At 53.8% G+C, this 22,142-nt stretch carries 21 protein-coding genes and 2 pseudogenes; 17 read left to right on the forward strand and 6 right to left on the reverse strand.

Annotated elements, in window-relative coordinates; all coding sequences use genetic code 11:
• The first annotated feature begins 174 nt into the window (after positions 1-174).
• Both PspR76_RS00380 and PspR76_RS00385 read left to right on the forward strand, forming a co-directional pair.
• Positions 175-606: an OsmC family protein gene (locus tag PspR76_RS00380; protein ID WP_027608131.1), complete on the forward strand. Its 432-nt coding sequence runs from the start codon at positions 175-177 to the stop codon at positions 604-606.
• Between the two features lie 251 nt (positions 607-857).
• Positions 858-1,097 carry a DUF1161 domain-containing protein gene (locus PspR76_RS00385; RefSeq protein ID WP_064450020.1) on the forward strand — a complete coding sequence of 80 codons (240 nt, stop codon included), beginning with the start codon at positions 858-860 and terminating at the stop codon, positions 1,095-1,097.
• Here the strand turns inward: PspR76_RS00385 and PspR76_RS00390 are convergent, their stop codons facing one another.
• On the reverse strand, positions 1,098-1,520 hold the full coding sequence (locus PspR76_RS00390; RefSeq protein WP_159953477.1) for a PA0061/PA0062 family lipoprotein: 423 nt from the start codon (positions 1,518-1,520) through the stop codon (positions 1,098-1,100). It abuts the gene before it with no gap.
• Between the two features lie 141 nt (positions 1,521-1,661).
• Between PspR76_RS00390 and PspR76_RS00395 the strand changes: the two genes are divergently transcribed.
• Positions 1,662-2,705, forward strand: a complete 1,044-nt coding sequence (locus PspR76_RS00395) for an aminopeptidase (RefSeq protein ID WP_159953478.1) — start codon at positions 1,662-1,664, stop codon at positions 2,703-2,705.
• A 110-nt stretch (positions 2,706-2,815) separates the two neighbouring features.
• Here the strand turns inward: PspR76_RS00395 and PspR76_RS00400 are convergent, their stop codons facing one another.
• Both PspR76_RS00400 and PspR76_RS00405 read right to left on the reverse strand, forming a co-directional pair.
• Positions 2,816-3,475 (reverse strand): HAD family hydrolase, encoded by a 660-nt coding sequence (locus PspR76_RS00400; RefSeq protein ID WP_159953479.1) that lies wholly within the window; start codon positions 3,473-3,475, stop codon positions 2,816-2,818.
• Positions 3,472-4,014 carry a gamma carbonic anhydrase family protein gene (locus PspR76_RS00405; RefSeq protein ID WP_159953480.1) on the reverse strand — a complete coding sequence of 181 codons (543 nt, stop codon included), beginning with the start codon at positions 4,012-4,014 and terminating at the stop codon, positions 3,472-3,474. The genes PspR76_RS00400 and PspR76_RS00405 overlap by 4 nt, the downstream gene beginning before the upstream one ends.
• Before the next feature lie 54 nt (positions 4,015-4,068).
• Between PspR76_RS00405 and prlC the strand changes: the two genes are divergently transcribed.
• Together prlC and PspR76_RS00415 are read left to right on the forward strand one after the other, a co-directional pair.
• A complete protein-coding gene (prlC, locus tag PspR76_RS00410) occupies positions 4,069-6,168 on the forward strand; it encodes an oligopeptidase A (protein WP_174245581.1) in 2,100 nt (699 codons plus the stop codon).
• Entirely contained in the window at positions 6,165-6,440 is a 276-nt protein-coding gene (locus tag PspR76_RS00415; protein ID WP_010207776.1) for a YheV family putative zinc ribbon protein, read from the forward strand. Before prlC ends, PspR76_RS00415 begins: the two co-directional genes overlap by 4 nt.
• A gap of 292 nt (positions 6,441-6,732) precedes the next feature.
• On the opposite strand, the gene PspR76_RS00420 is transcribed toward PspR76_RS00415, so the two are convergent.
• Positions 6,733-7,389: a dual specificity protein phosphatase family protein gene (locus PspR76_RS00420; RefSeq protein ID WP_159953482.1), complete on the reverse strand. Its 657-nt coding sequence runs from the start codon at positions 7,387-7,389 to the stop codon at positions 6,733-6,735.
• Positions 7,390-7,663: 274 nt separating this feature from the next.
• On the opposite strand from PspR76_RS00420, the gene PspR76_RS00425 reads away from it, so the two are divergent.
• From PspR76_RS00425 to PspR76_RS00465, 9 genes and pseudogenes are all read left to right on the forward strand, one after another.
• Complete coding sequence (locus PspR76_RS00425; RefSeq protein ID WP_159953483.1) at positions 7,664-8,416, forward strand: gluconate 2-dehydrogenase subunit 3 family protein; 753 nt, start codon at positions 7,664-7,666, stop codon at positions 8,414-8,416.
• A gap of 2 nt (positions 8,417-8,418) precedes the next feature.
• A complete protein-coding gene (locus PspR76_RS00430) occupies positions 8,419-10,203 on the forward strand; it encodes a GMC family oxidoreductase (protein WP_159953484.1) in 1,785 nt (594 codons plus the stop codon).
• 12 nt (positions 10,204-10,215) lie between these two features.
• Positions 10,216-11,514, forward strand: coding sequence for a cytochrome c (locus PspR76_RS00435; RefSeq protein WP_159953485.1), 1,299 nt, complete (start codon positions 10,216-10,218; stop codon positions 11,512-11,514).
• Positions 11,515-11,595: 81 nt separating this feature from the next.
• A pseudogene (locus PspR76_RS00440) lies at positions 11,596-11,832 on the forward strand (PA0069 family radical SAM protein); the annotation flags it as partial.
• Between the two features lie 331 nt (positions 11,833-12,163).
• A complete protein-coding gene (locus PspR76_RS00445; RefSeq protein WP_159953487.1) occupies positions 12,164-12,499 on the forward strand; it encodes a hypothetical protein in 336 nt (111 codons plus the stop codon).
• 629 nt (positions 12,500-13,128) lie between these two features.
• On the forward strand, positions 13,129-13,647 hold the full coding sequence (locus PspR76_RS00450) for a hypothetical protein (protein WP_159953488.1): 519 nt from the start codon (positions 13,129-13,131) through the stop codon (positions 13,645-13,647).
• On the forward strand, positions 13,644-14,054 hold the full coding sequence (locus tag PspR76_RS00455) for a hypothetical protein (RefSeq protein WP_159953489.1): 411 nt from the start codon (positions 13,644-13,646) through the stop codon (positions 14,052-14,054). Before PspR76_RS00450 ends, PspR76_RS00455 begins: the two co-directional genes overlap by 4 nt.
• Before the next feature lie 117 nt (positions 14,055-14,171).
• The gene (locus PspR76_RS00460; RefSeq protein WP_159953490.1) at positions 14,172-14,534 is read left to right on the forward strand and encodes a hypothetical protein; all 363 of its coding nucleotides are present in this window, start codon (positions 14,172-14,174) and stop codon (positions 14,532-14,534) included.
• Between the two features lie 327 nt (positions 14,535-14,861).
• A complete protein-coding gene (locus tag PspR76_RS00465) occupies positions 14,862-15,902 on the forward strand; it encodes a hypothetical protein (protein ID WP_159953491.1) in 1,041 nt (346 codons plus the stop codon).
• Between the two features lie 61 nt (positions 15,903-15,963).
• Here the strand turns inward: PspR76_RS00465 and PspR76_RS00470 are convergent, their stop codons facing one another.
• Positions 15,964-17,688, reverse strand: a complete 1,725-nt coding sequence (locus tag PspR76_RS00470; protein ID WP_159953492.1) for a recombinase family protein — start codon at positions 17,686-17,688, stop codon at positions 15,964-15,966.
• 38 nt (positions 17,689-17,726) lie between these two features.
• Between PspR76_RS00470 and PspR76_RS00475 the strand changes: the two are divergent.
• The 3 genes and pseudogenes from PspR76_RS00475 to PspR76_RS00485 all read left to right on the forward strand — a co-directional run.
• Positions 17,727-18,563, forward strand: a pseudogene (locus PspR76_RS00475) (PA0069 family radical SAM protein); the annotation flags it as partial.
• A gap of 229 nt (positions 18,564-18,792) precedes the next feature.
• Positions 18,793-19,524: a carbonic anhydrase gene (locus PspR76_RS00480; protein ID WP_159953493.1), complete on the forward strand. Its 732-nt coding sequence runs from the start codon at positions 18,793-18,795 to the stop codon at positions 19,522-19,524.
• 86 nt (positions 19,525-19,610) lie between these two features.
• Positions 19,611-21,152: a SulP family inorganic anion transporter gene (locus PspR76_RS00485; protein WP_159953494.1), complete on the forward strand. Its 1,542-nt coding sequence runs from the start codon at positions 19,611-19,613 to the stop codon at positions 21,150-21,152.
• 129 nt (positions 21,153-21,281) lie between these two features.
• Here PspR76_RS00485 and PspR76_RS00490 read toward each other — a convergent pair whose 3' ends face one another.
• Positions 21,282-21,929, reverse strand: coding sequence for a hypothetical protein (locus PspR76_RS00490; protein WP_159953495.1), 648 nt, complete (start codon positions 21,927-21,929; stop codon positions 21,282-21,284).
• Positions 21,930-22,142: the final 213 nt, after the last annotated feature.

Genomic DNA, 22,142 nt, shown 5'->3' on the forward strand with positions numbered 1-22,142 from the left:
AAACCTGCCGCTTCATGTGCATGGTCTATGCAATGAGGGCATATACCCGAGATTCAATAGCGGTCGGGTAAATTTCCTACTGAATTGCTAGGTTTCTCCGACAAGATGAACTTTGCCAGAGCTTCTATCCTCAGAACCCTTACTGAAGCAAAACCACCGTTCGAGGAGACCGCTATGAGTATCGTTAAAAAAGCATCCGCGCATTGGGAAGGTGATCTGAAGACAGGCCTGGGTTCCATTTCCACCGAAACCGGCGTGCTGCGCGAAGCGCCTTACGGCTTCAAGGCCCGTTTCGAAGGCGGCAAGGGCACAAACCCTGAAGAACTGATTGGCGCGGCGCACGCCGGCTGTTTCTCCATGGCGTTTTCCATGATTCTGGGTGATGCCGGCCTCAAGGCTGACAGCATTGATACCCAGGCTGAAGTGACCCTGGACCAGGTAGACGGTGGTTTTGCGATTACCGCTGTGCATTTGGTGCTGAAAGCCAAGATCCCGGGCGCAAGCCAGGCGCAGTTCGATGAGCTGAGCAAAAAGGCCAAGGAAGGCTGCCCAGTCTCCAAGGTGCTGAATGCAAAAATCAGCCTGGATGCCACGCTCGTCAGCTAATGCGGTCTGCGTAACACCGTAGATCCAGTGTGGGAGCGGGTTTGTGTGGGAGTCGGGCTTGCCCGCGATAGGTACACCTCGGTTTTTCAGTTGCATCGAGGTGAGGCCATCGCAGGCAAGCCAGCTCCCACACAAGCCCGCTCCCACATCCAGTTCTGCTTTAAATCAGAACTCGCGTTTCGAAACTGTGGTCGAATAGCCTATGCAGCTTAGGCGCACACCCGTGCGCATGCATTCAGGGAGCTACACACATGAAACGTTTTGCCTTGGCGATCATCTGCGGTGTTTTGGCCACTTCGGCCGTGGCCGCGCCAAAAGATTGTGAAGAGCTCAGGAAAGAAATCGAGGTCAAGATCCAGGCTAACGCCGTGCCGTCCTACACCCTTGAGGTTGTCAGCAAGGAAGAAGCCGACAAGCACGACAGCGCCATGGTCGTCGGCAGCTGTGAGAACGGCACCAAAGCCATCGTCTACCAGAAGAACAACGACTGATCAGATGCAGTTCACGCTGCGTTCCTGGGCCAGCAACTGACGCGCTGAGTTGTACAGCCGAATGTTGGGCGTGAAGGCCAGCGAGCGCCCTTCCAGCACATAGTGCTGGCCTGCCTGGAAGTTGTCGTACTGCAAGGTCATGAAGCAGGTTCGGTCGTGCGTCTGGTCCAGCCCGCCAAAACCTGCACCCGTGTTCACCTCGAAATCAAAGCGCACCATCAATTCGTGGCTGCCCGGTGGCACCTGGAAAAAACGCCCGTCGTTGAGGTTCTTGCCATCGAGGCGCTGAGCCATGACCAACTTGGCGCCCGGCGTGGGGGTGGTGAAATCGACCCAGGCCTGATGCGGGTCGACGGGCGGAATCGGCGTCGAAGCGCAGGCGCTGAGAAACAGGGCGGTGATGGGAAGCAAGAGCTGGCGCATGGCAGGCACTCAACGTAAGTAGGAATTGAGCCTGGCGCCGATGGCAGCAGACTCCTCATGAGTATAAACACGCTTGGGCATGGAAAAATTCCGCGTGGGCAGGATAGTCTGGCGAGCCAATCACCCAGGAGCAGTCGGAGCATGTTGAGGCGTTTTCTTCCAGGGTTAATGGTTGCGCTGCTCAGCGGCTGTTCCAGCGTCAGTTATTACAGCCAGTTGGCCAGCGGCCAGTGGCAATTGCTGCGGGCTCGCGAGCCGGTTGCCGAGGTCATCGCGGACCCTTCTCGCCCACAGGTATTGCGTGATCACCTGGTGCAATCGCAGAAGGCACGCGCCTTTGCCAGTGAACACCTGCACCTGCCCGACAACCAGAGTTACCGGTTGTACGCCGACATTGGCCGGCCTTATGTGGTCTGGAACGTCTTTGCCACGACGGAATTTTCCCTCTCCCCCCAAACCCATTGCTTCCCGATTGCCGGATGCGTCGCCTATCGCGGTTATTACAACCAGGGCGCGGCGCGCGGCGCGGCGGCGTTGTTGCGGCAACAAGGCATGGACGTGTCGATTGGCGGCGTCGAGGCCTACTCCACCCTGGGCTGGTTCAACGACCCGATCATGAGCTCGATGATGAACTGGGGTGATGAGCGCCTGGCCACGCTGATTTTTCATGAGCTGGCGCACCAGCGGTTTTATGTAAAGGATGACACCGAGTTCAACGAGTCATATGCCAACTTCGTCGAGCAGGAAGGCACGCGCCAGTGGCGTGCGGCGCGGGGCTTGGCGCCTTTGAGCAATGCGACGTTGCAGCAGCGTGATCAGTTTATCCGGCTGGTGCTTGATACCCGCAAACGCCTGGAAACGCTCTACGCACAGCCGTTGGCAGCCGATGTGATGCGCCAGGCCAAGGCGGCGCAGTTCGAGCGTTTGCGCAGTGAGTATCGGCAGATGCGCGATAGCCAATGGGGCGGCGACAAGCGTTATGACCTGTGGATCAACCAGCCGCTGAACAACGCGCGGCTGTTGCCATTTGGGCTGTATGACCAATGGGTGCCGGCGTTTGCGGCGTTGTTTGCGCAGGAAGGTGGGGATTGGGTGAAGTTCTATGCGGCGGTGGAGAAGCTGGGTGGGTTGCCGGTGGAGCAGCGTAAGGCGGCGTTGAGGCGGTTGGAGAGTGTAAGCCGTTAGGGCCTTATCGCAGGCAAGCCAGCTCCCACACTTGACCCAGTTTCAACATGAGAATGCGGTCAAATGTGGGAGCTGGCTTGTCGGGTCGCCGCATCGCTGCGATAGCGGCCTCAAGCGCGCTGCAAAAACGCCTGATGCATCTCATCCAGCGTCTCAAAATGCCAGGTCGGCGCCTCGGCATTCAGCTCTTCAAAACTGCCAAACCCATACCCCACCGCCGCCGAGTCCAGCCCATTGCTGCGCGCGCCGATCAGGTCATGCTTGCGATCACCAATCATCAAGGTGGTCGCCGGGTCCAGGCGCTCTTCACTCATCAAGTGCGCAATCAACTCGACTTTGTTGGTGCGCGTGCCGTCCAGTTCGCTGCCGTAGATCACTTTGAAGTGCTTGGCAAAATCGAAATGCCGGGCAATCTCGCGGGCGAACACCCACGGCTTGGACGTGGCCACATACAGTTGGCGGCCCTGGCCGTTCAGCTCTTCCAGTAGCGGCATCACGCCGTCGAACACGCGGTTTTCATACAGCCCGGTGACCTTGAAACGCTCGCGGTAGAAATTCACCGCTTCCCAGGCCTTGGCCTCATCAAAGCCGTAGAACTGCATGAAGGCTTGCAGCAGCGGCGGGCCGATAAAGTGTTCCAGCTTGGTCAGGTCCGGTTCATCGATGCCGAGCTTGGCGAGGGCGTACTGAATCGAACGGGTAATGCCCTCGCGCGGGTCGGTCAGGGTGCCATCCAGGTCGAACAGGACGGTTTGATAACGCCGGGTCATCGGTCGAATCCTTCCGCCAAGTGCAGGTCTTTGAGCTTCACGTAGTTCGCCGCGCTGTAGGTGAAAAAGGCGCGTTCCTTGTCAGTCAGCGCGCGGACTTGTTTAACCGGGCTGCCCACGTACAAAAAACCGCTCTCGAGTTTCTTGCCCGGTGGCACCAGGCTGCCGGCGCCGATGATCACGTCGTCTTCCACCACCGCGCCGTCCATCACGATGCTGCCCATGCCGATCAGGATGCGGTTGCCGACGCTGCAGCCGTGCAGCATGACTTTGTGGGCGATGGTCACGTCATCGCCGATCAGCAGTGGGAAGCCGTCAGGATTGAACGGCCCGGCGTGGGTAATGTGCAGCACGCAGCCGTCCTGCACGCTGGTGCGCGCACCGATGCGGATGCGGTGCATGTCGCCGCGAATCACGGTCAGCGGCCATACCGAGCTGTCGGCGCCGATTTCGACATCGCCGATCACCACCGCCGAAATATCGACAAAAGCCCCGGCGCCCAGGGTTGGCGTGTGGTTCTGATAGGTGCGAAGGGTCACGATAGCCTCTCTCTTGTGTGCTGATAGCTGCGGTGGGTGTTGATTGTAATTAAGATGGCCCCATCTTTGTTCTTACATGTTTCTTCAGCCAAGGTGCCAACCGTGAGCGCGAACAACCCTCTTCTGCAGTCCTACGACCTGCCGCCGTTCTCGGCGATCCGTGCCGAGCACGTACAGCCGGCCATTGAACAGATCCTCGCCGACAATCGCGTCGCCATCGAAGGCATCCTGCAAAGCCAGGGTAAAAATCCGACATGGGCCGGGCTCGTGCTGGCGATGGACGAATTGAATGACCGCCTGGGCGCGGCCTGGAGCCCGGTCAGCCACCTGAATGCCGTGTGCAACAGTGCCGAGTTGCGTGAAGCTTATGAGGCTTGCCTGCCGGCATTGAGCGCCTACTCCACCGAGATGGGCCAGAACCGCGCGCTGTTCCAGGCCTTTGAAGCCCTGGCCAACAGCCCGGAAGCCGCCGGTTTCGACGTGGCGCAAAAAACCATCCTCGAGCACTCGCTGCGCGACTTCCGCTTGTCGGGTATCGATTTGCCGCCTGAGCAGCAAAAGCGTTACGCCGAAGTGCAGAGCAAGCTCTCCGAGCTGGGCAGCAAATTTTCCAACCAACTGTTGGACGCCACCCAAGCCTGGACCAAACACGTCACCGATGAAGCCACCCTCGCCGGCCTGACCGACTCGGCCAAGGCGCAAATGGCCGCCGCCGCCCAGGCCAAAGGCCTCGACGGCTGGCTGATCACCCTGGAATTCCCCAGCTACTACGCGGTGATGACCTACGCCCACGACCGCGCTCTGCGTGAAGAGGTCTACGCGGCCTACTGCACCCGTGCGTCGGACCAAGGCCCGAATGCCGGCAAGAATGATAACGGCCCGGTGATGGAACAGATCCTCGACTTGCGTCAGGAGCTGGCCAAACTGTTGGGCTACGCCTCGTTCTCCGAGCTGAGCCTGGCCACCAAGATGGCTGAGTCCAGCGACCAGGTGCTGAGCTTCCTGCGGGACCTGGCCAAGCGCAGCAAGCCGTTTGCCGCCCAGGACCTGCAACAGCTCAAGGCTTACGCTGCCGAACAAGGCTGCGCCGACCTGCAAAGCTGGGACAGCGGTTTCTACGGCGAAAAACTCCGCGAGCAACGTTACAGCGTGTCTCAGGAAGCCCTGCGCGCCTACTTCCCGATCGACAAAGTACTGGGCGGCCTGTTTGCCATCGTCCAGCGCCTGTACGGCATCGAAATCGCCGAGCAAAAAGGCTTCGACACCTGGCATCCGGACGTTCGCCTGTTTGAAATCAAGGAAAACGGCCAACACGTCGGCCGTTTCTTCTTCGACCTGTACGCCCGCGCCAACAAGCGTGGCGGTGCCTGGATGGACGGCGCACGCGACCGTCGCCGCACCGTCGACGGCGTGCTGCAAAGCCCGGTAGCCAACCTGGTGTGCAACTTCACCCCGGCCGACAGCGGCAAGCCTGCCCTGCTGACCCACGATGAAGTGACCACCCTGTTCCACGAATTCGGCCACGGCCTGCACCACCTGCTGACCCGAGTCGAACACGCCGGCGTCTCCGGTATCAACGGCGTGGCCTGGGATGCGGTGGAATTGCCAAGCCAGTTTATGGAGAACTGGTGCTGGGAGCCGGAAGGCCTGGCGCTGATCTCCGGCCACTATGAAACCGGCGAGCCGCTGCCCCAGGACCTGCTGGAAAAAATGCTCGCGGCGAAAAACTTCCAGTCCGGCCTGATGATGGTGCGCCAGCTGGAATTCTCGCTGTTCGACTTCGAACTGCACGCCACCCATGGCGATGGCCGCAGCGTGGCGCAAGTGCTTGAAGGCGTGCGCGATGAAGTCTCGGTGATGCGCCCGCCTGCGTACAACCGCTTCCCTAACAGCTTCGCGCACATCTTCGCCGGCGGTTACGCGGCGGGTTACTACAGCTACAAGTGGGCGGAAGTGTTGTCGGCGGATGCCTTCTCCAAGTTTGAAGAAGACGGCGTGCTCAATGCCGAAACCGGCCGTGCGTTCCGCGAAGCCATTCTGGCTCGTGGTGGTTCCCAAGCGCCGATGGTGCTGTTCGTCGACTTCCGCGGACGTGCGCCGTCGATTGACGCACTCTTGCGCCACAGCGGCCTGAGTGAGGACGCGGCAGCATGAGTGAAGGGCCTGTGATCACCAAAAAGCAATTTATCGCCGGGGCGGTCTGCCCGGCGTGCAGCGAGCCGGACAAGTTGAAGATGTGGACCGAAGACAACGTGCCGCACCGCGAATGCGTGGCCTGCGGTTATACCGACACGTTGAATGACCAAGGTCTGTCGGTGCCCAAGGAATTGGGCACGCGGGTCAATACATCGGCGTTGAAAGCGCCGGCGGACCCGAAAGTGCAGGCGGTGCAGTTTTTCCCCAACCCCAAGCTGAAAAAAGACTGACGCCCGCCCCCACTTGCTGTGGGGGCGCGACTTCTGTGGGATCTGGCTTGTTGTGGCGAGCGGGCTTGCCCCGCGTGGGGATGCGAAGCGGCCCCAAAACCTGACGACCGAGTTCTATTTGGATGAACTCGGCGCCTGTAATGGGGCTGCTACGCAGCCCAACGCGGGGCAAGCCCGTTCGCCACGGAGGATTGTTGTGTAGATACCTATGCTGCGATAGCCTCAACGCGGCGCAACTGATACACCGCGTTGCCTGCATCGCGGGCAAGCCCGGCTCCCACAGAAAGGCGCGCTACAATTTTTTCTCGTCTTTGCCCGTTGTAGTGATCCAATCTTCCATCGAGCACAGCGCAAACGCGCTGGTGCTGCAATCGCCATTCGCCAAGGCTGTGCGTAACTTGTCGACATCGGCCTTCATCATGTAGCGAACGCTGTCCTTGAAGCCACTGCTGCTGCCGAAACCGCCCAAGGTCATCTCGTTCAGCGCATCTTCCTTGCTCCAGCCCTGGATCACCACGCGATACATGGCCGCCATCAGGCCGGTGCGGTCGGAGCCATGTTTGCAGTGCATCAGCACCGGGCCTTTGGTTTCGGCATCCTGGATCGCCCTTAGCGCAGCGAGTACGTCGGAATCGTCGACGTGGTTGGTGCGATAAGTCAGCTGCACCTGTTTGATATCAGATGTCTTCAGCCACGACGCATCAGATTCCGGCAAAAAATTGATTACCGTGCCGATCTTCAGATTTTGCAAAACCGGTAGCGCATCGCTGGTTGGCAACGCGCTGCGATACAGCGTGGGCGTCATTTGGTGCAAGTTGAATTTGTCGCCCACCGGCTGCGCCCATTCCGCTGAACGCAGCGATGAGGTGCCGTCGGCCTGGGCCTGGGCGGTGGCGAACAGGGCCAGGAACGCCATGCCGAGGGCAGGCAGCAGTCGAATCTCGAACATGCGCATTGTAACCGACTAGGGAAATGGCTGATGGGCCACAGATTCGCCTGCGGGGGGTCAACGCGGCGTGAGGTTCTCGTCAAAGAATCGTGAATACCCGGCCTGATCCGGTGTTTTTCTCGCTGAATCGATTCCTCTGAATGCTTAGCCTGCTATCATTTGTAACTATTGATTGCCGGTGTGTTCTATCCCTTTGGATCCCATTTCCTGGCAAGTCTTCACGCTGCTCCCAGAAGCGGCGGATAAACCCGTGACCACATGATGAGGTGCACCCATGTCTGATCAAGATCAAGACAACCCCCGGCGTGACTTTTTACGCAAATCCTTGACCTTGATCCCGGTGGTCACGGTTGCCAGCACCGGCTTTGGTGGCTCGATGTTGATGGCCACGCCGGAGCCGGCGCAGGCCGCCGAGGCTAAACCGCCGGTCAGCGACAAAGCCTATGAGCCGAGCTACTTCAGCGCCGAAGAGTGGGCGTTTATCAACGCCGCCGTCGCACGCTTGATTCCCGCTGATGCCCAAGGCCCTGGCGCCCTGGAAGCCGGCGCGCCGGAATACATCGACCGCCAGATGAACACGCCGTATGCCGCCGGCGCGCTGTGGTTCATGCAAGGCCCGTTCAACGCCGACGCGGCGCCGGAGATGGGCTGGCAGAGCAAATTGGTGCCCAAGGATATCTATCGCCTGGGCATTGCTGCCACGGATGCGTGGTCGAAGGCGTTCAATGGGAAAGCTTTTGCTGCTCAAGACAGCGCTACCCAGGACGACATGCTGCGGCGTATGGAGGCGGGCGGCGGCGAAATGACCGCGCATTTCGAGGCGGTGCCGGCGAAGATGTTTTTCAACCTGCTGCTGCAAAACACCAAGGAAGGCTTCTTCTGCGACCCGATCCACGGAGGCAACAAAGGCATGGTCGGCTGGACCATGATCGGCTTCCCCGGCGCCCGCGCCGATTTCATGGACTGGGTTGAACGCAACGAGCAATACCCCTTCCCGGCTGTTTCCATTCGCGGCGAGAGGGCATAAACGTGGCGACCATCATGAAGAAAGTGGATGCGGTGATCGTCGGTTTCGGTTGGACCGGCGCGATCATGGCCAAGGAGCTGACGGAGGCTGGCCTCAACGTGGTAGCGCTGGAGCGCGGCCCGATGCAGGACACTTACCCGGACGGCAACTATCCCCAGGTCATCGACGAACTGACCTACAGCGTGCGTAAAAAACTCTTCCAGGACATTTCCAAGGAGACGGTGACGATTCGCCATAGCGTGAATGACGTCGCCCTGCCCAACCGTCAGTTGGGCGCTTTCCTGCCGGGCAATGGCGTGGGCGGTGCAGGCCTGCACTGGTCGGGCGTGCATTTTCGTGTCGACCCGATCGAGTTGCGCATGCGCAGCCACTATGAAGAGCGCTACGGCAAGAACTTCATTCCCAAGGACATGACCATCCAGGACTTCGGCGTGAGCTACGAAGAGCTGGAGCCGTTTTTCGACTACGCGGAAAAAGTCTTCGGCACCTCCGGCCAGGCCTGGACGGTGAAAGGCCAGTTGGTGGGCGAAGGCCGCGGCGGTAACCCGTATGCGCCGGATCGCTCCAACCCGTTCCCGTTGGAAGCGCAGAAAAACACCGTCTCCGCACAGCTGTTTCAGAAAGCGGCTGCCGAGGTCGGTTACAAACCCTACAACTTGCCTTCAGCCAACACCTCGGGGCCGTACACCAACCCTTACGGCGCGCAGATGGGCCCGTGCAACTTCTGCGGTTTCTGCAGCGGCTACGTGTGCTACATGTACTCCAAGGCTTCGCCGAACGTGAACATCCTGCCGGCGCTGCGTCAGGTGCCGAACTTTGAGCTGCGGGCCAATTCCCACGTGCTCAAGGTCAACCTCGACAGCACCAAGAGCAAGGCCACCGGCGTGACCTATATCGACGCCCAGGGGCGCGAATGCGAGCAGCCGGCAGACCTGGTGATCATCGGTTCTTTCCAGTTCAACAACGTGCGGCTGATGCTGCTGTCGGGCATCGGCAAGCCTTACGACCCGACTACCAATGAGGGCGTGGTGGGCAGGAACTTCGCCTACCAGAACATGGGCACCATCAAGGCCTTCTTCGACAAGGACACCCACACCAACAACTTCATCGGTGCGGGCGGCAATGGCGTGGCCATTGATGATTTCAACGCGGATAACTTCGACCACGGGCCGCACGGCTTTGTCGGCGGTTCGCCGATGTGGGTCAACCAGGCCGGCAGCCGGCCGATTGCCGGTACGTCCAACCCGCCAGGCACTCCGGCCTGGGGCAGTGCCTGGAAGCGCGCAACCGCCGATTACTACACCCATCAGGTGTCGATGGACTCCCACGGTGCGCATCAATCCTACCGGGGCAACTACCTGGATCTGGACCCGGTGTATCGCGATGCCTACGGCCTGCCCTTGCTGCGGATGACGTTCGACTGGCAGGAAAACGACATCAAGATGAACCGCTTCATGATGGAGAAAATGGGCAAGGTCGCAGCTGCGATGAACCCCAAGGCCATCGCCGTGCTCGGCAAAAAAGTCGGTGAGCACTTCAACACCGCGTCCTACCAGACCACCCACCTCAACGGTGGCGCAATCATGGGCACCGACCCGAAAACCAGTGCGTTGAACCGCTACCTGCAATCCTGGGACGTGCACAACGTGTTTGTCCCCGGCGCGTCGGCTTTCCCACAAGGCTTGGGCTACAACCCTACCGGCCTGGTGGCGGCGTTGACCTACTGGTCGGCGCGGGCGATCCGCGAGCAGTACCTGAAAAACCCCGGCCCACTGGTTCAGGCATAAGGAGCGATGACCATGAAAGCACTTGTTATCGCCAGTTTCGCCCTGTTCAGCAGCTGCTCGGTGAGCGCCGCCGAAACCGACTTGATCAAGCAAGGCGAATACCTGGCCCGCGCCGGTGACTGCGTGGCCTGCCACACCGCCAAGGGCGGCAAACCCTTTGCGGGCGGCCTGCCGATGGAAACCCCGATCGGCGTGATTTACTCCACCAACATCACCTCGGACAAGACTGGGCTGGGCGACTACAGCTTCGAGGACTTCGACAAGGCCGTGCGCCATGGCGTCGCCAAGAACGGCAGTACGCTTTACCCGGCGATGCCGTATCCGTCCTACGCGCGTGTCAGCGACAGCGACATGCAGGCGTTGTATGCGTACTTCATGAAGGGTGTTGAGCCGGTCGCCCAAGAAAACAAGGACAGCGATATTCCGTGGCCCTTGAGCATGCGCTGGCCATTGGCGGCCTGGCGCTGGATGTTTGCGCCGACGGTCGAGGAGCATCCGCCACAAGCGGCTGCCGACCCTGTAGTCAGCCGGGGCGCCTATCTGGTTGAAGGCCTCGGCCACTGTGGCGCCTGCCATACACCGCGTGCCCTGACCATGCAGGAAAAAGCCCTCAGTGCCACTGACGGCAACGCGTTCCTGTCCGGCAGCGCGCCGTTGGAAGGCTGGATTGCGAAAAGCCTGCGCGGCGACCACAAGGACGGCCTCGGCAGTTGGAGCGAGGAGCAACTGGTGCAATTCCTCAAGACCGGTCGCAGTGATCGCAGCGCAGTGTTTGGCGGCATGAGCGATGTTGTGGTCCACAGCATGCAATACATGTCCCAGGACGACCTGACCGCCATCGCCCGTTACCTCAAGAGCCTGCCGGCGGTCGATCCCAAGGACCAGCCGCACCAGTACGACAAACAGGTGGCCGAGGCGCTGTGGAAAGGTGATGACAGCAAGCCGGGCGCGTCGGTGTACATCGACAACTGCGCGGCCTGCCACCGTACCGACGGCCATGGCTATACGCGGGTGTTCCCGGCGCTGGCGGGTAACCCGGTGTTGCAGACGGCGGATGCCACGTCATTGATCAACATCGTGTTGAACGGCGGCACCCTGCCGGCTACGCACACGGCGCCTTCGACCTTTACCATGCCGGCGTTTGCCTGGCGGTTGTCGGATCAGGAAGTGGCGGATGTGGTCAGTTTCGTTCGTGGCAGCTGGGGCAATAAAGGCGCACCGGTAAAAGCCAGCGACGTGGCGGACCTGCGCAAGAGTGATATGCGCACCACCTCGGGCGATGACCTGGGGCAGGTGACCCAAAAGCACTGATCCCGTGCTGGCCGCTAAACGGCACTGGTCATAACGATGACGCCCCTATACTGTATATAAAAACAGTATAGGCGCGTTTTCATGTCTGCACCTCTGCCGCCCCGTGGCCGGGGCACGGCGACCAGCCTGCACAACCGTTTTGCGCCGACTGTCAGTGTGGCCGAGGATGATGGCTGGTTTCAGGAAGTGCCGCCAACCCAGGGCACTGAAGTGCGTATCGAAACGGCCAAGAGCATCATCACCCGCAACAACTCGCCGGACTTGCCGTTCGATCGCTCGATCAACCCCTATCGCGGTTGCGAGCATGGCTGTATCTACTAGTCGATAAGACACTCACTGGTCCAGCCAGTATTTCGCACCACCTCTGAACGTCGAAAACATTCAGCCTGTGTAAAAATAGGAGAGAAATGATACCTTTCCGCATAGGAAAGGGAGGGGTGATTAACAGTGCGAAAATGGATATACGAAAAATCACTAGCAATATGTTTAGGGGCATTGGCGCTTTATATTCTTATATGGTGCACTGTCTCATATATCGGGGTTCAAGTGACTTATGTATTAGGGCCAATAATTTTATTTTTTGGTCTAACTGCATATTTTCTTGCTCCGTCCGACAAAAACGGCTCATAGGAATAGCGGGAATTAATTAATGAAAATTCTGTTTCGCTCTCTGCTTAAATTTAATTTAAGTGCCTTTTTTGTTTTTTTTGTATTTGGTGTGATTGTTTTTCTAGTTGAGCCTCGCAGCCCCAATCTAAAATTCGCAGTTATACTGGTTTTGATTTTTGCTTGGTTTATATTTGGAAATATGAAAATAATTTACAAAGAAAGAAAAGCAATTGTCGAATCGTTAAAAAGAGGAAGTATAGAAGTCGCGGCAAGTGCGATAGAGTTTAAAGAAAAAGCCGCTATACGTGCGAAAGAAAAAATGCAGGAAAGGGCTGAAAAAGAAAGTGACTCTTCCACGCCAAGCAGTAAAGATTGAGCGATATTGAATTACCTGATTATGGCTGTATCTATTACGCGATAAGACCCCGCCCGAACGCCGCATAGGCGCGGGCGCACTATCCGGGCAGGCTTAGCCCAGCTTGACCGTCAGGACCCTTTAGGGGACGTTACAGACGGTCAATAGACTGGTATGAACCAACAGGAAGGGATAGCCAAATAGCTTTTAATGCTTCTCTGCTTCTCTGCCTTTACAAAAAAACAAAGTAAATAACGGCAGTACCTGCCGCAAACGAAAACAACTAAATAAGAAAATGCTACTATTTAGTTAAAGTACTTTTATCTACAATGCGCATAGTAAATTACATCTCTCTTAAAGGTCTTAATAAAATCTTACATCTTAAGAACCTCTCAACACCAATAAAATCAAAGCCTGTAAGAAATAAAAGTTGATGATTTTATCAACCGAAGTTGATTTTTTAATCAACTGCAAGTTGACGATTTTATCAACCAGAGTTGACGATTTAATCAACTATTAAAAATGGCTATTTCACCTTCAAATAAAGCATTGAGATAGTTTTCTCAAAAAAAACAATTATTTCTCACTTACATCTACTTTTTATCAATTCAAATGCTACTCTATTTATATAAACATAATTAGGTGCATTAATGAATGGTTTAGAAATAGAAAATGATGATGGAAGTATCGGGGCTTTACAAAAAGAGCTTTTAAAGAAAGAGTTGAATGATAAAACATTAGAAGCAGTTAATGACTTGTTAAGCGAAGAACAAGCCGATATTAGTGTCAATGTAAATGTGAAGAAAAATAAACCAAAAGTGATTTTGGGGCAGTTCTTTATAGGTTTTGCAGAAAATCTTTTACAGCTTGATTTAAAACCCACTGAATTCAAAGTCGTAATTTATATTCTCAAAATGATGGATTATGGAAATTTAGTAAGTCTTAAACAATCAACAATTGCAAAAGATTTAAACCTTGATAAAAGCGCCGTTAATCGAGCGTGGAAAGTTCTTATTGCTAAAAAAGTACTTATAGACAACGGGCATATCTATTTCAATTCAAATTTTTGTGCCAAGGGTTTATCAAGCTCATTAGATAAAGAAAGAATTGAGAATCTAAAGCGCAGTAATGTTTCTGACGAAAATATAAAGAAGATGTTGAATCTATGAATGATGGATTTGGGGTTTTCGTCATACTGTGCTTTGTTTTTATCTTCTTGCATCAGAGCGGTGAAGATAGAAAAGTTAATGTGCGTGATATTCAAAATAGACAAGTAGAGCTTGCACAGCAAAAAGCACAAAAAGAAGCACGTATAAAAGCAGTAATTGCTAAAAAATTAGCGATTGAAAATGCAGATCATGATTGTAGAAAAAGGGCTTATGTAGAGGGTGGGAGTGGCGCAGCTAGTCAAACAAAACATTATTTTGATTTTTATCTTTATGAAGATAAAGCTGAATGTTTAGAGTCAACGTATAGCGCTGATTTGTTGGGAGAAGTTGAAAAGGGAAGGCTTTGGCTATATACAAAAAACCAAACTTACACAAAAGCTTTTGTAGTTCAAGAGTATAAATTTTAATGTTTTCTATGCCGCAGGTACTGCGGTATTTACCTTCTCCCCCCTTCCCCCCGCAAGGGGGGTTAACAGGTAAGTTAGAGCATCGTAATTGTATAATGATAGAAAATACAAATTACTATGAATGAAATAGAAGTTAGAGCAAAAGCAGAAAATCTTGTTAGTTCGATAAGAGACTTGAAAGTCGTCAGTGCATTTCAAGTATTATTGAGTAATGCGAATAATATTCAGCAACTACTCTTGCTGATTGAACTTGTCGAATTGCATCAATCAAGCTCAAAAAATAAAGAGCAAGAAATAATTAAGAAAGTAATTTTTCTTGGACAAGAGCGTAGCAATATGTCAGAACGTCTTGCGTTGATTTTTATTGTCAACGATGCTGTGCGTTTATTTTTTAAATCTCGTAAAGTCTCTTTAAAATCGAATGTTGATAAACAGCAGATTTTAAATACACGAAGAGATAATTTGTTTAGACGATTTTGATTTTTTGCTTTTGCTTTTGCCGTAGATTTTGACTGGCTTTTGGGTCCGGGGTATCCCCGGCAAGTAGGAAGCGCCAGCGTCAACCCTTTAGGGTTGTCCTATCTTGAACTCTTCACAGTCGGCTGAACAACTATGAAATTTCGTTGTTACGATATGCTACTATAAAAGCATAACAACTTTAAACACAATGAGTAATTTATATTTACATTGCACAAGCTGCAAGAAAAAAACAAGTCATGGATTGTTGTGGCATATAGAAACAGATTTTGAAATTCCTAAATTTTCAATAGTTTGTAAGACCTGTCGAACAAAGTTCGAGGGTTCGATATGAGCATAAAAAATTGGACTGTAACAACCGAGCGTGTCAAAAACAAAGATTTTGGATTGTCTGAATATGCTAGTTATTTAGCAAGTGCGAAGCACAAGAATCATAAAAACACGACTATCTACCCACTGTTTAACTCTGACGTAAATACGTTTCTTAATAACACTATTCAAGAAACGATTTCATTCGATGCGAAAAACAAAAAAGGAGGTAGAAAAGTTGAGTCTTTTGCTCAGTCTTTTAACTTTATATTACCCCCTCCGCATAAGCCTACCGCTGAACAATGGACAAAAATATCAAAAGATTTGGTCAATACAATTCACAAAGAATTAGAGATAAAAGAGGATGTTAATCGTTTTGGTCGAGCGTGTTTTTTGAATATACACGACCAGGCAAATCCTCACTTAAACCTTCTTGTTCCTAGGATTTTTTCAGGGCAGAGATTGGCTGATTTGGATAGAAAGAACGTTTTAGCGAAATTGAAATTGCAGTTCAATCAGTCAGTATTGAAGCATTGTAATATCGATCATACACATCACAAGCCGTTGAGAACAAACGTGGGCAGGCGCAAGACTGCACAACGTCACGAGTATGACAAAGCAAAAGAAGAAGTTCAAAACGCTTCGAAACTCGTTTTGGAAACGCAGAACGTCACCACTGTTGCAGTTCTTTCACAGAAAGAAGCAGAGACAAAATTGAAAGAATTAGAGATTAAAGAAATTGAGCTGGACAATAAAAAGTCTCAAATAATGCTTGAAAGAGCAAAATTGGGTTTTATTTTAAAAGCATTTAATGATTTTAAATCGAGTTTGATTTATTGGGTTAAAAGTATAAGAGATGGTACGACGCTTGATGTTTTGATTAACAGGCAAGACGTTGAGGAAAAAGCAAATCGTATTGTCGAAAGTGATAAAGCTGATGAAAGTGATATTTTGCTTGTTGATAACATGATTGGCGCAGAAGTTTCAGAGCTTGAAAAAGATGGTTTGGAAGTAACAAGACCGACATATCGTAGACGTAACAAACTCAATAGTTCCACGTGAAACACTTTTTCGAATCGGAGTCCTTTTAGTTAGACAATTTCCAATTGTCCAACTAAAAGGACTAGTGGTTTTTTTTCAGAATCATGTTTTGATGCATATCTTCTAAAATGTTTAGGTAAAGTTCAGCCCCACCGGATAACTCTCCAACATCTTTAATCATTTCATTTTCTACAATAACTCGCACAACACCGTTTTTGAATTTCACAATCATAGTTGGAATTAAAGTCGAGCGTTTATCCTCAACGCCAGTAATTAGATTTTTCTTTGAGTAACCCCGGCAAAAAAATTGGATATTCTCAATTATCTGTTTCAAATGGTTGTTGATATTAATTCTTTTTCGTGTTGCTTCATCACTCTTGTCATTGAGCAGTTCTAGAATATTTTCTTGATTGAAATTTCTAGAAACTTCAATCTGTGCTACTGACGTTTCTTTTTCTTCTTTCAGCGTTTTTAGCGCATTGATTTGTTCACGCTGTAACGTTTCAAACTCGATAAGCATTTCGTTCAATGTGTCAGATATATTTTTGCCAGTGCGGAGCATTTCTCTGATTTGCTTCTTTAACTGTTCAAGCTGATGATTTGTATTTTTTAAAGCTCTTTCAACATCTTTGATTGAGTTATTGAGACGTAAAATATTTTCATCATTTTCAAAAATTTCGGATAGATTTAACCGGTCTGTTTTTTCAAAGAAAAACTGCATTGCTTCACTTGCGTTGTATGTGAGTCGTTTACCTAAAACGCATTTTCCTGACATTGAATTTGTACAAACGAAATAGTGTTTATTGCTTCTTTCACTGCTTGATTTATCCATGTATCTAATTGTTCCATGGCAGTGATAGCATGTAATAAAGCCTTGAAATACGTTTAATCTTGATTTGTTAAATTTTCCCGAAAATGGCTTGCGCCCTAAAACCTTTTCTTGAACTTCTTCAAAAATAGACTTATCAACAATGGACGGATAATAATCGTGAATGGTTGGTCCTTCGGGCATTAGCTTCATCTGTCCCATTTCACTTTCGTGAAATTTCATGGGCTGATGTTCGCCTATAACCTTCCTATTTTTGAGGAGGTATTGTATTTGATGAATAGAGTATTTTGGTTCGTCAGGTCCAAGCCAATCATTAACGTATCTAGCCGTTTCGCTTAAACCTTTTGATAAAGCCAAATCGAAAATTTTTCTAATTTTCCGAGCTTCATTTTCTATGATAAAGAACTTTGCTGGTTCATCACCTGGTCGAGCTTTAACTACTCCACTAACCCCTATCCAACTCGGTGTTTTTCTAGTTTTAACAGATTTTGTTTTTCGCATTTCATCACGATGAATATTCCAAGCCGAACTTGTGAAGTCGCTTTTTCTTGATGATTCTGCGTTTGCTCGTTCAAACTCAATAATTGCGATAAAAAAATCAGATGATAAAAGCGTGTCTTTTGAATAGATTTTTCCCGTGTCTAATACAGCAATGTCAATACCTCTATTTAATAGGTTAAGAAAAATCTGTGTTGATTTAATTACTTTTTGTCTTGAAAGTCGGTCGAAGTTTTCAATTAGTAGGATTGAATTTTGGTCGATTAACCCTTGTTCCACCAAGTCGATAAAATCACCTAATTGACCTTGTTTTGCGTTTTTACCGCGAAAAGCTGAAACGCCCAAATCTTCCAAGGTCGTATCTACGATGAGGTTGTGTTTATCGACAAAATGCTGAATATCGCTCTGTCTAGCGAAGCTAGTGCCTAGCTCTTGCTTTTTATGACTGAAACGTATGTATGAGTAGCACTTGCGTTGCATTTCAGACGCTCCGACCTTTTGAGTGTCTTATAGCGTAGCACAGGTGCATCTACTGCTACGCGCGGCCCAGCCATGCCTATTGGGATATGTCGCCGGGGCTGGATTTCGAAACCAGGCTGATCGCCAAGACCAATGCTGCCGATGTGCTGGAACAACAGCTGTCCAAGCCGGGCTATGTGTGTGCGCCGATCAACCTGGGCTCCAATACCGACCCGTACCAGCCCATCGAACGTGAATACAAGATCACGCGGCAAACCCTCGAAGTGCTGCTGCGCTACCGGCACCCGGTGACCATCATCACCAAGGGGTCGTTGATACTGCGCGATCTCGACCTGCTGAGCGAGTTGGCCCGGCAGCGGCTGGTGGCGGTGATGATCAGCCTCACCAGCCTGGACGACGAGCTCAAGCGCATCCTGGAGCCACGCACGGCGGCGCCCAAGGCGCGCTTGCGGGCGATACGGGTGATGCGTGACGCCGGCATCCCGGTGGGCGTGCTGTGCTCGCCGATGATTCCGATGATCAACGACAGCGAGCTCGAAAGCCTGCTGGCCGAAGCCAATGCGGCCGGCGCGCAAAGTGCGGCCTACATGATGCTGCGCCTGCCATTGGAGGTGGCGCCGCTGTTCGAGGAGTGGTTGGCGGCGCATTACCCGCAGCGCGCGGCCCATGTGATGAGCCTGGTGCGCCAGGTGCGCGGCGGTGAGGTGTACGACAGCCGCTTCGGTGTGCGCATGCGTGGCGAGGGGCCGTTTGCCGATCTGCTGGCACAGCGTTTCAGCAAGGCGATCAAGCGCCTGGGGCTGAATCGTCGCGAAGGCTTCAACCTGGATTGCACGGCGTTCTGCCCACCGGGCAGACAGATGGCTTTGTTGTAAACTGAAGGGGATCAACCCAACGCTTGCGTAGGAATGGTCGCGTTTTGACATCACTGAAACCCGCGAGCTAGAGCGTTTCATTCAGTTTGAGTTAAGTTTCGGTGGTTACCTTGTTCAGCGAGTGACTGATCAGTCGACGCGCTGGGTGTGTGGTGTTTACAACTATTGCACAGGCCAGGCGTCAGAACTGAGTTGAGCCACTCCCCTGCCTTAATCAAGAGGATGAATTATGAGTGACAAGGATAAACAGCCGTTGGCTGCGTCGGCTTCAGCCCCTCACGAGGCCGAGTCCGCCGATGCAGCGCTAAAGCACATCGTTGACGGCTTTTTGCATTTCCATCACGACGTCTTCCCGCAGCAGGAAGAACTCTTCAAGAAACTCGCCACGGCCCAGAGCCCACGGGCGATGTTTATTACCTGCGCCGATTCGCGCATCGTGCCTGAGCTGATCACCCAGAGCTCCCCCGGCGACCTGTTCGTGACGCGTAACGTCGGCAACGTGGTGCCGCCTTATGGCCAGATGAACGGCGGTGTTTCCACGGCCATCGAGTACGCGGTACTCGCCCTGGGCGTGCAGCACATCATCGTTTGCGGGCATTCCGACTGCGGCGCCATGCGCGCGGTACTCAACCCCCAGAGCCTGGAAAAGATGCCAACGGTGCGTGCCTGGTTGCGCCACGCCGAAGTCGCCAAGTCGATGGTTGAGGACAACTGCGACTGCGCCAATGAGCACGAAAGCATGAAGGTGCTGACGGAAGAAAACGTTATCGCCCAGTTGCAGCACCTGCGCACCCACCCTTCCGTGGCTTCGCGCATGGCCAATGGTCAGTTGTTTATCCATGGCTGGATCTACAACATCGAGACCAGTGAAATCCGTGCTTACGACGCGGATCAAGCGGCGTTCCGATCGCTGAGCGGCGACGGGCCGATCCCTTGCGCGACGCCTAAAGCGCGCTTCTAAAAACACTTCCCTGCCGGGTAAAGCGGTGGCTGCCATGGACGCAGCCAGGCTTTGCCGCGCCCGGCGAATGCCTCGGGAGAGTCATCATGCGTGCTGCTCAATTGAAAGCTGTATTGCCACGGGAGCTGCTCGCGTCTGTGGTTGTGTTTCTGGTCGCCCTGCCCTTGTGCATGGGCATCGCGATTGCGTCCGGCATGCCGCCGGCCAAGGGCCTGATCACCGGGATTATCGGTGGCCTGGTGGTGGGCTGGCTGGCGGGATCGCCGCTGCAAGTCAGCGGGCCTGCCGCAGGGTTGGCGGTGTTGGTGTTCGAGCTGGTCCGCCAGCACGGCATGATGATGCTGGGGCCGATCCTGTTGTTGGCGGGGTTCCTGCAACTGGTGGCCGGGCGTTTGCGCCTGGGCTGCTGGTTTCGTGTCACCGCGCCGGCCGTGGTGTACGGCATGCTGGCGGGAATCGGCGTGCTGATTGTGTTGTCGCAGGTGCATGTGATGCTCGACGGTGCGCCCAAGCCTTCGGGGCTGGATAACCTGGCGGGCTTCCCGGCCGCCTTGGTTGAGGCGATTCCGACCCTCGGTGGTGGCCTGGGTTGGCAGGCCGGTTTGCTCGGTTTATCGACAATGCTGGTGATGTACCTGTGGGATAAATTCCGCCCGCAAACACTGCGTTTCGTGCCGGGCGCCCTGCTGGGCGTGGGGTTGGCAACCGTCACCAGCCTGGTGCTGGCGTTGCAGGTCAAGCGCGTGGAAGTCCCGGAAAACCTGGCCGACGCCATCGACTGGCTACGCCCCAGCGACTTGCTGAACCTGGCCGATCCACAGTTGTTGATCGCCGCATTTGCCGTGGCCTTTATCGCCAGCGCCGAGACCCTGCTGTCTGCCGCAGCGGTTGACCGCATGCACAGCGGCCAGCGTTCCGACTTCGATAAGGAATTGTCTGCACAAGGCGTGGGCAACATGCTGTGCGGGCTGGTCGGTGCCCTGCCAATGACCGGCGTGATCGTGCGCAGCTCGGCCAACGTGCAAGCGGGCGCCACCACGCGCTTGTCGGCGATGTTCCACGGTGTGTGGCTGCTGGGGTTCGTGTTGTTGCTGTCGAGCGTGCTGCAAAGCATTCCGGTCGCGAGCCTGGCGGGCGTGCTGGTGTACACCGGGATCAAGCTGGTGGACGTTAAGGCGTTCAAGGCATTGGGACGCTATGGGCGGATGCCGATGTTTACCTATGCCGCGACGGCGCTGGCGATCATCTTCACCGACCTGCTGACCGGCGTGCTGGTGGGCTTCGGGTTGACGTTGGTGAAACTGGCCTTCAAGGCGTCGCGACTGAAAGTCAGCCTGATCGACCTGCCTCAGGACGGTGAGATGGAACTGCGTTTGACCGGCGCGGCGACCTTTTTGAAGGTCCCGGCGCTGACCCAAGTGCTGTCGACGGTGCCCGCAGGGACCACGCTGCATGTGCCGCTGAGCAACCTGAGCTACATCGACCATTCCTGCCTGGAGTTGCTGGAGGAATGGGGTCGGGCCAATGCGGCCAAGGGCTCTACGCTGGTGATCGAGGCGCGTGGGTTGAAGCGCCGGCTGGAAGGCCGCGTGCGCACGACGGTGGGGATTGGTTCGGCGCCTGTCTGAACACCACAAAACACTGTGGGAGCCGGGCTTGCCCGCGATGAGGGAGTGTCAGTCAACACATTGGCTGACTGACATACCGCCATCGCGGGCAAGCCCGCTCCCACATGGGTTTTGCATCATATTGAAGAGTTAAGCAGGCTGATCCAACGCCAACTCAACCCCCAGCTGCCGCGACAGGCACGGCCAGCGCTTCCACGCCGCTTCGGTTTTCGGGCTCTTGAGCGTCTCGCGGTACGCCTCGACCGATTCCAGCGCAAAGCTGTCTTCGTTGAGCATTTCATCCACTGCCAAGTGCACGGCTTCATCCAGTTGATTGGCAAACGCCTCGCCGATCAGTTGATGAGCGATCAGGTTGGCGACGGTGGTATCCGCCGGAATCAACGGCTGACCGAAATGCTTGATGTACAGGTCGTTGACCTCTTCCACCAACCGATGGGCCAGGTAGGCTTCGTCGAGCAGGCCGTCGAGGCCTTCGTGGCCGGCCAGGATCGCGGGCGGCTGCAGGAAGAAATGCTCGGCAATCTTCAGCACCGGTTTGATCTGGCTTTCGATACCGGCTTCGCGGGCCACGTCATTGGCGGCTTCGAGCAAATCCGGGACCAGCTCGATGTAGGCGGTAACAAAACGGGTCATGACAATGTTGCGATCACCGTCAGCCAGGGAGATGGCCGAATGCAGGTGCGGCAATTGTTTTTCCAGTTGCTGGGCAAGCTGGCCAGTGCTGGCTTCGTGTTGATGGGCACGGGAAATCTGCTCGCGCAACGCGGCGGTGTTCATGAATGCTCCAGTGAAACAGGCGTAGGAAAAGGGAAAGGACAAGGTAGCTCGTTTATACGAGCGCCTAAGACGCGTTTGTCATAATTATTTCATGGTTATGCGCATGCGTTATATCGAATTGCCATCGTTCGTCGGATAAACGTTTGCGGGCCCGTATTTATTAGGCCCGCCCGTCTGTTTTTGCTCATTTGCCCCTACACATTGCGGGGTTGC

Source organism: Pseudomonas sp. R76 (genome assembly GCF_009834565.1).
Lineage (GTDB): Bacteria > Pseudomonadota > Gammaproteobacteria > Pseudomonadales > Pseudomonadaceae > Aquipseudomonas.

Coding starts and splice junctions, on each gene's coding strand:
- PspR76_RS00465 (WP_159953491.1), top strand. CDS start 14,862: ATGAGCATAAAAAATTGGACTGTAACAACCGAGCGTGTCAAAAACAAA.
- PspR76_RS00450 (WP_159953488.1), top strand. CDS start 13,129: ATGAATGGTTTAGAAATAGAAAATGATGATGGAAGTATCGGGGCTTTA.
- prlC (WP_174245581.1), top strand. CDS start 4,069: ATGGCCCCATCTTTGTTCTTACATGTTTCTTCAGCCAAGGTGCCAACC.
- PspR76_RS00445 (WP_159953487.1), top strand. CDS start 12,164: ATGAAAATTCTGTTTCGCTCTCTGCTTAAATTTAATTTAAGTGCCTTT.
- PspR76_RS00395 (WP_159953478.1), top strand. CDS start 1,662: ATGTTGAGGCGTTTTCTTCCAGGGTTAATGGTTGCGCTGCTCAGCGGC.
- PspR76_RS00480 (WP_159953493.1), top strand. CDS start 18,793: ATGAGTGACAAGGATAAACAGCCGTTGGCTGCGTCGGCTTCAGCCCCT.
- PspR76_RS00435 (WP_159953485.1), top strand. CDS start 10,216: ATGAAAGCACTTGTTATCGCCAGTTTCGCCCTGTTCAGCAGCTGCTCG.
- PspR76_RS00390 (WP_159953477.1), bottom strand. CDS start 1,520: ATGCGCCAGCTCTTGCTTCCCATCACCGCCCTGTTTCTCAGCGCCTGC.
- PspR76_RS00420 (WP_159953482.1), bottom strand. CDS start 7,389: ATGTTCGAGATTCGACTGCTGCCTGCCCTCGGCATGGCGTTCCTGGCC.
- PspR76_RS00470 (WP_159953492.1), bottom strand. CDS start 17,688: ATGCAACGCAAGTGCTACTCATACATACGTTTCAGTCATAAAAAGCAA.
- PspR76_RS00380 (WP_027608131.1), top strand. CDS start 175: ATGAGTATCGTTAAAAAAGCATCCGCGCATTGGGAAGGTGATCTGAAG.
- PspR76_RS00425 (WP_159953483.1), top strand. CDS start 7,664: ATGTCTGATCAAGATCAAGACAACCCCCGGCGTGACTTTTTACGCAAA.
- PspR76_RS00455 (WP_159953489.1), top strand. CDS start 13,644: ATGAATGATGGATTTGGGGTTTTCGTCATACTGTGCTTTGTTTTTATC.
- PspR76_RS00460 (WP_159953490.1), top strand. CDS start 14,172: ATGAATGAAATAGAAGTTAGAGCAAAAGCAGAAAATCTTGTTAGTTCG.
- PspR76_RS00385 (WP_064450020.1), top strand. CDS start 858: ATGAAACGTTTTGCCTTGGCGATCATCTGCGGTGTTTTGGCCACTTCG.
- PspR76_RS00415 (WP_010207776.1), top strand. CDS start 6,165: ATGAGTGAAGGGCCTGTGATCACCAAAAAGCAATTTATCGCCGGGGCG.
- PspR76_RS00490 (WP_159953495.1), bottom strand. CDS start 21,929: ATGAACACCGCCGCGTTGCGCGAGCAGATTTCCCGTGCCCATCAACAC.
- PspR76_RS00400 (WP_159953479.1), bottom strand. CDS start 3,475: ATGACCCGGCGTTATCAAACCGTCCTGTTCGACCTGGATGGCACCCTG.
- PspR76_RS00485 (WP_159953494.1), top strand. CDS start 19,611: ATGCGTGCTGCTCAATTGAAAGCTGTATTGCCACGGGAGCTGCTCGCG.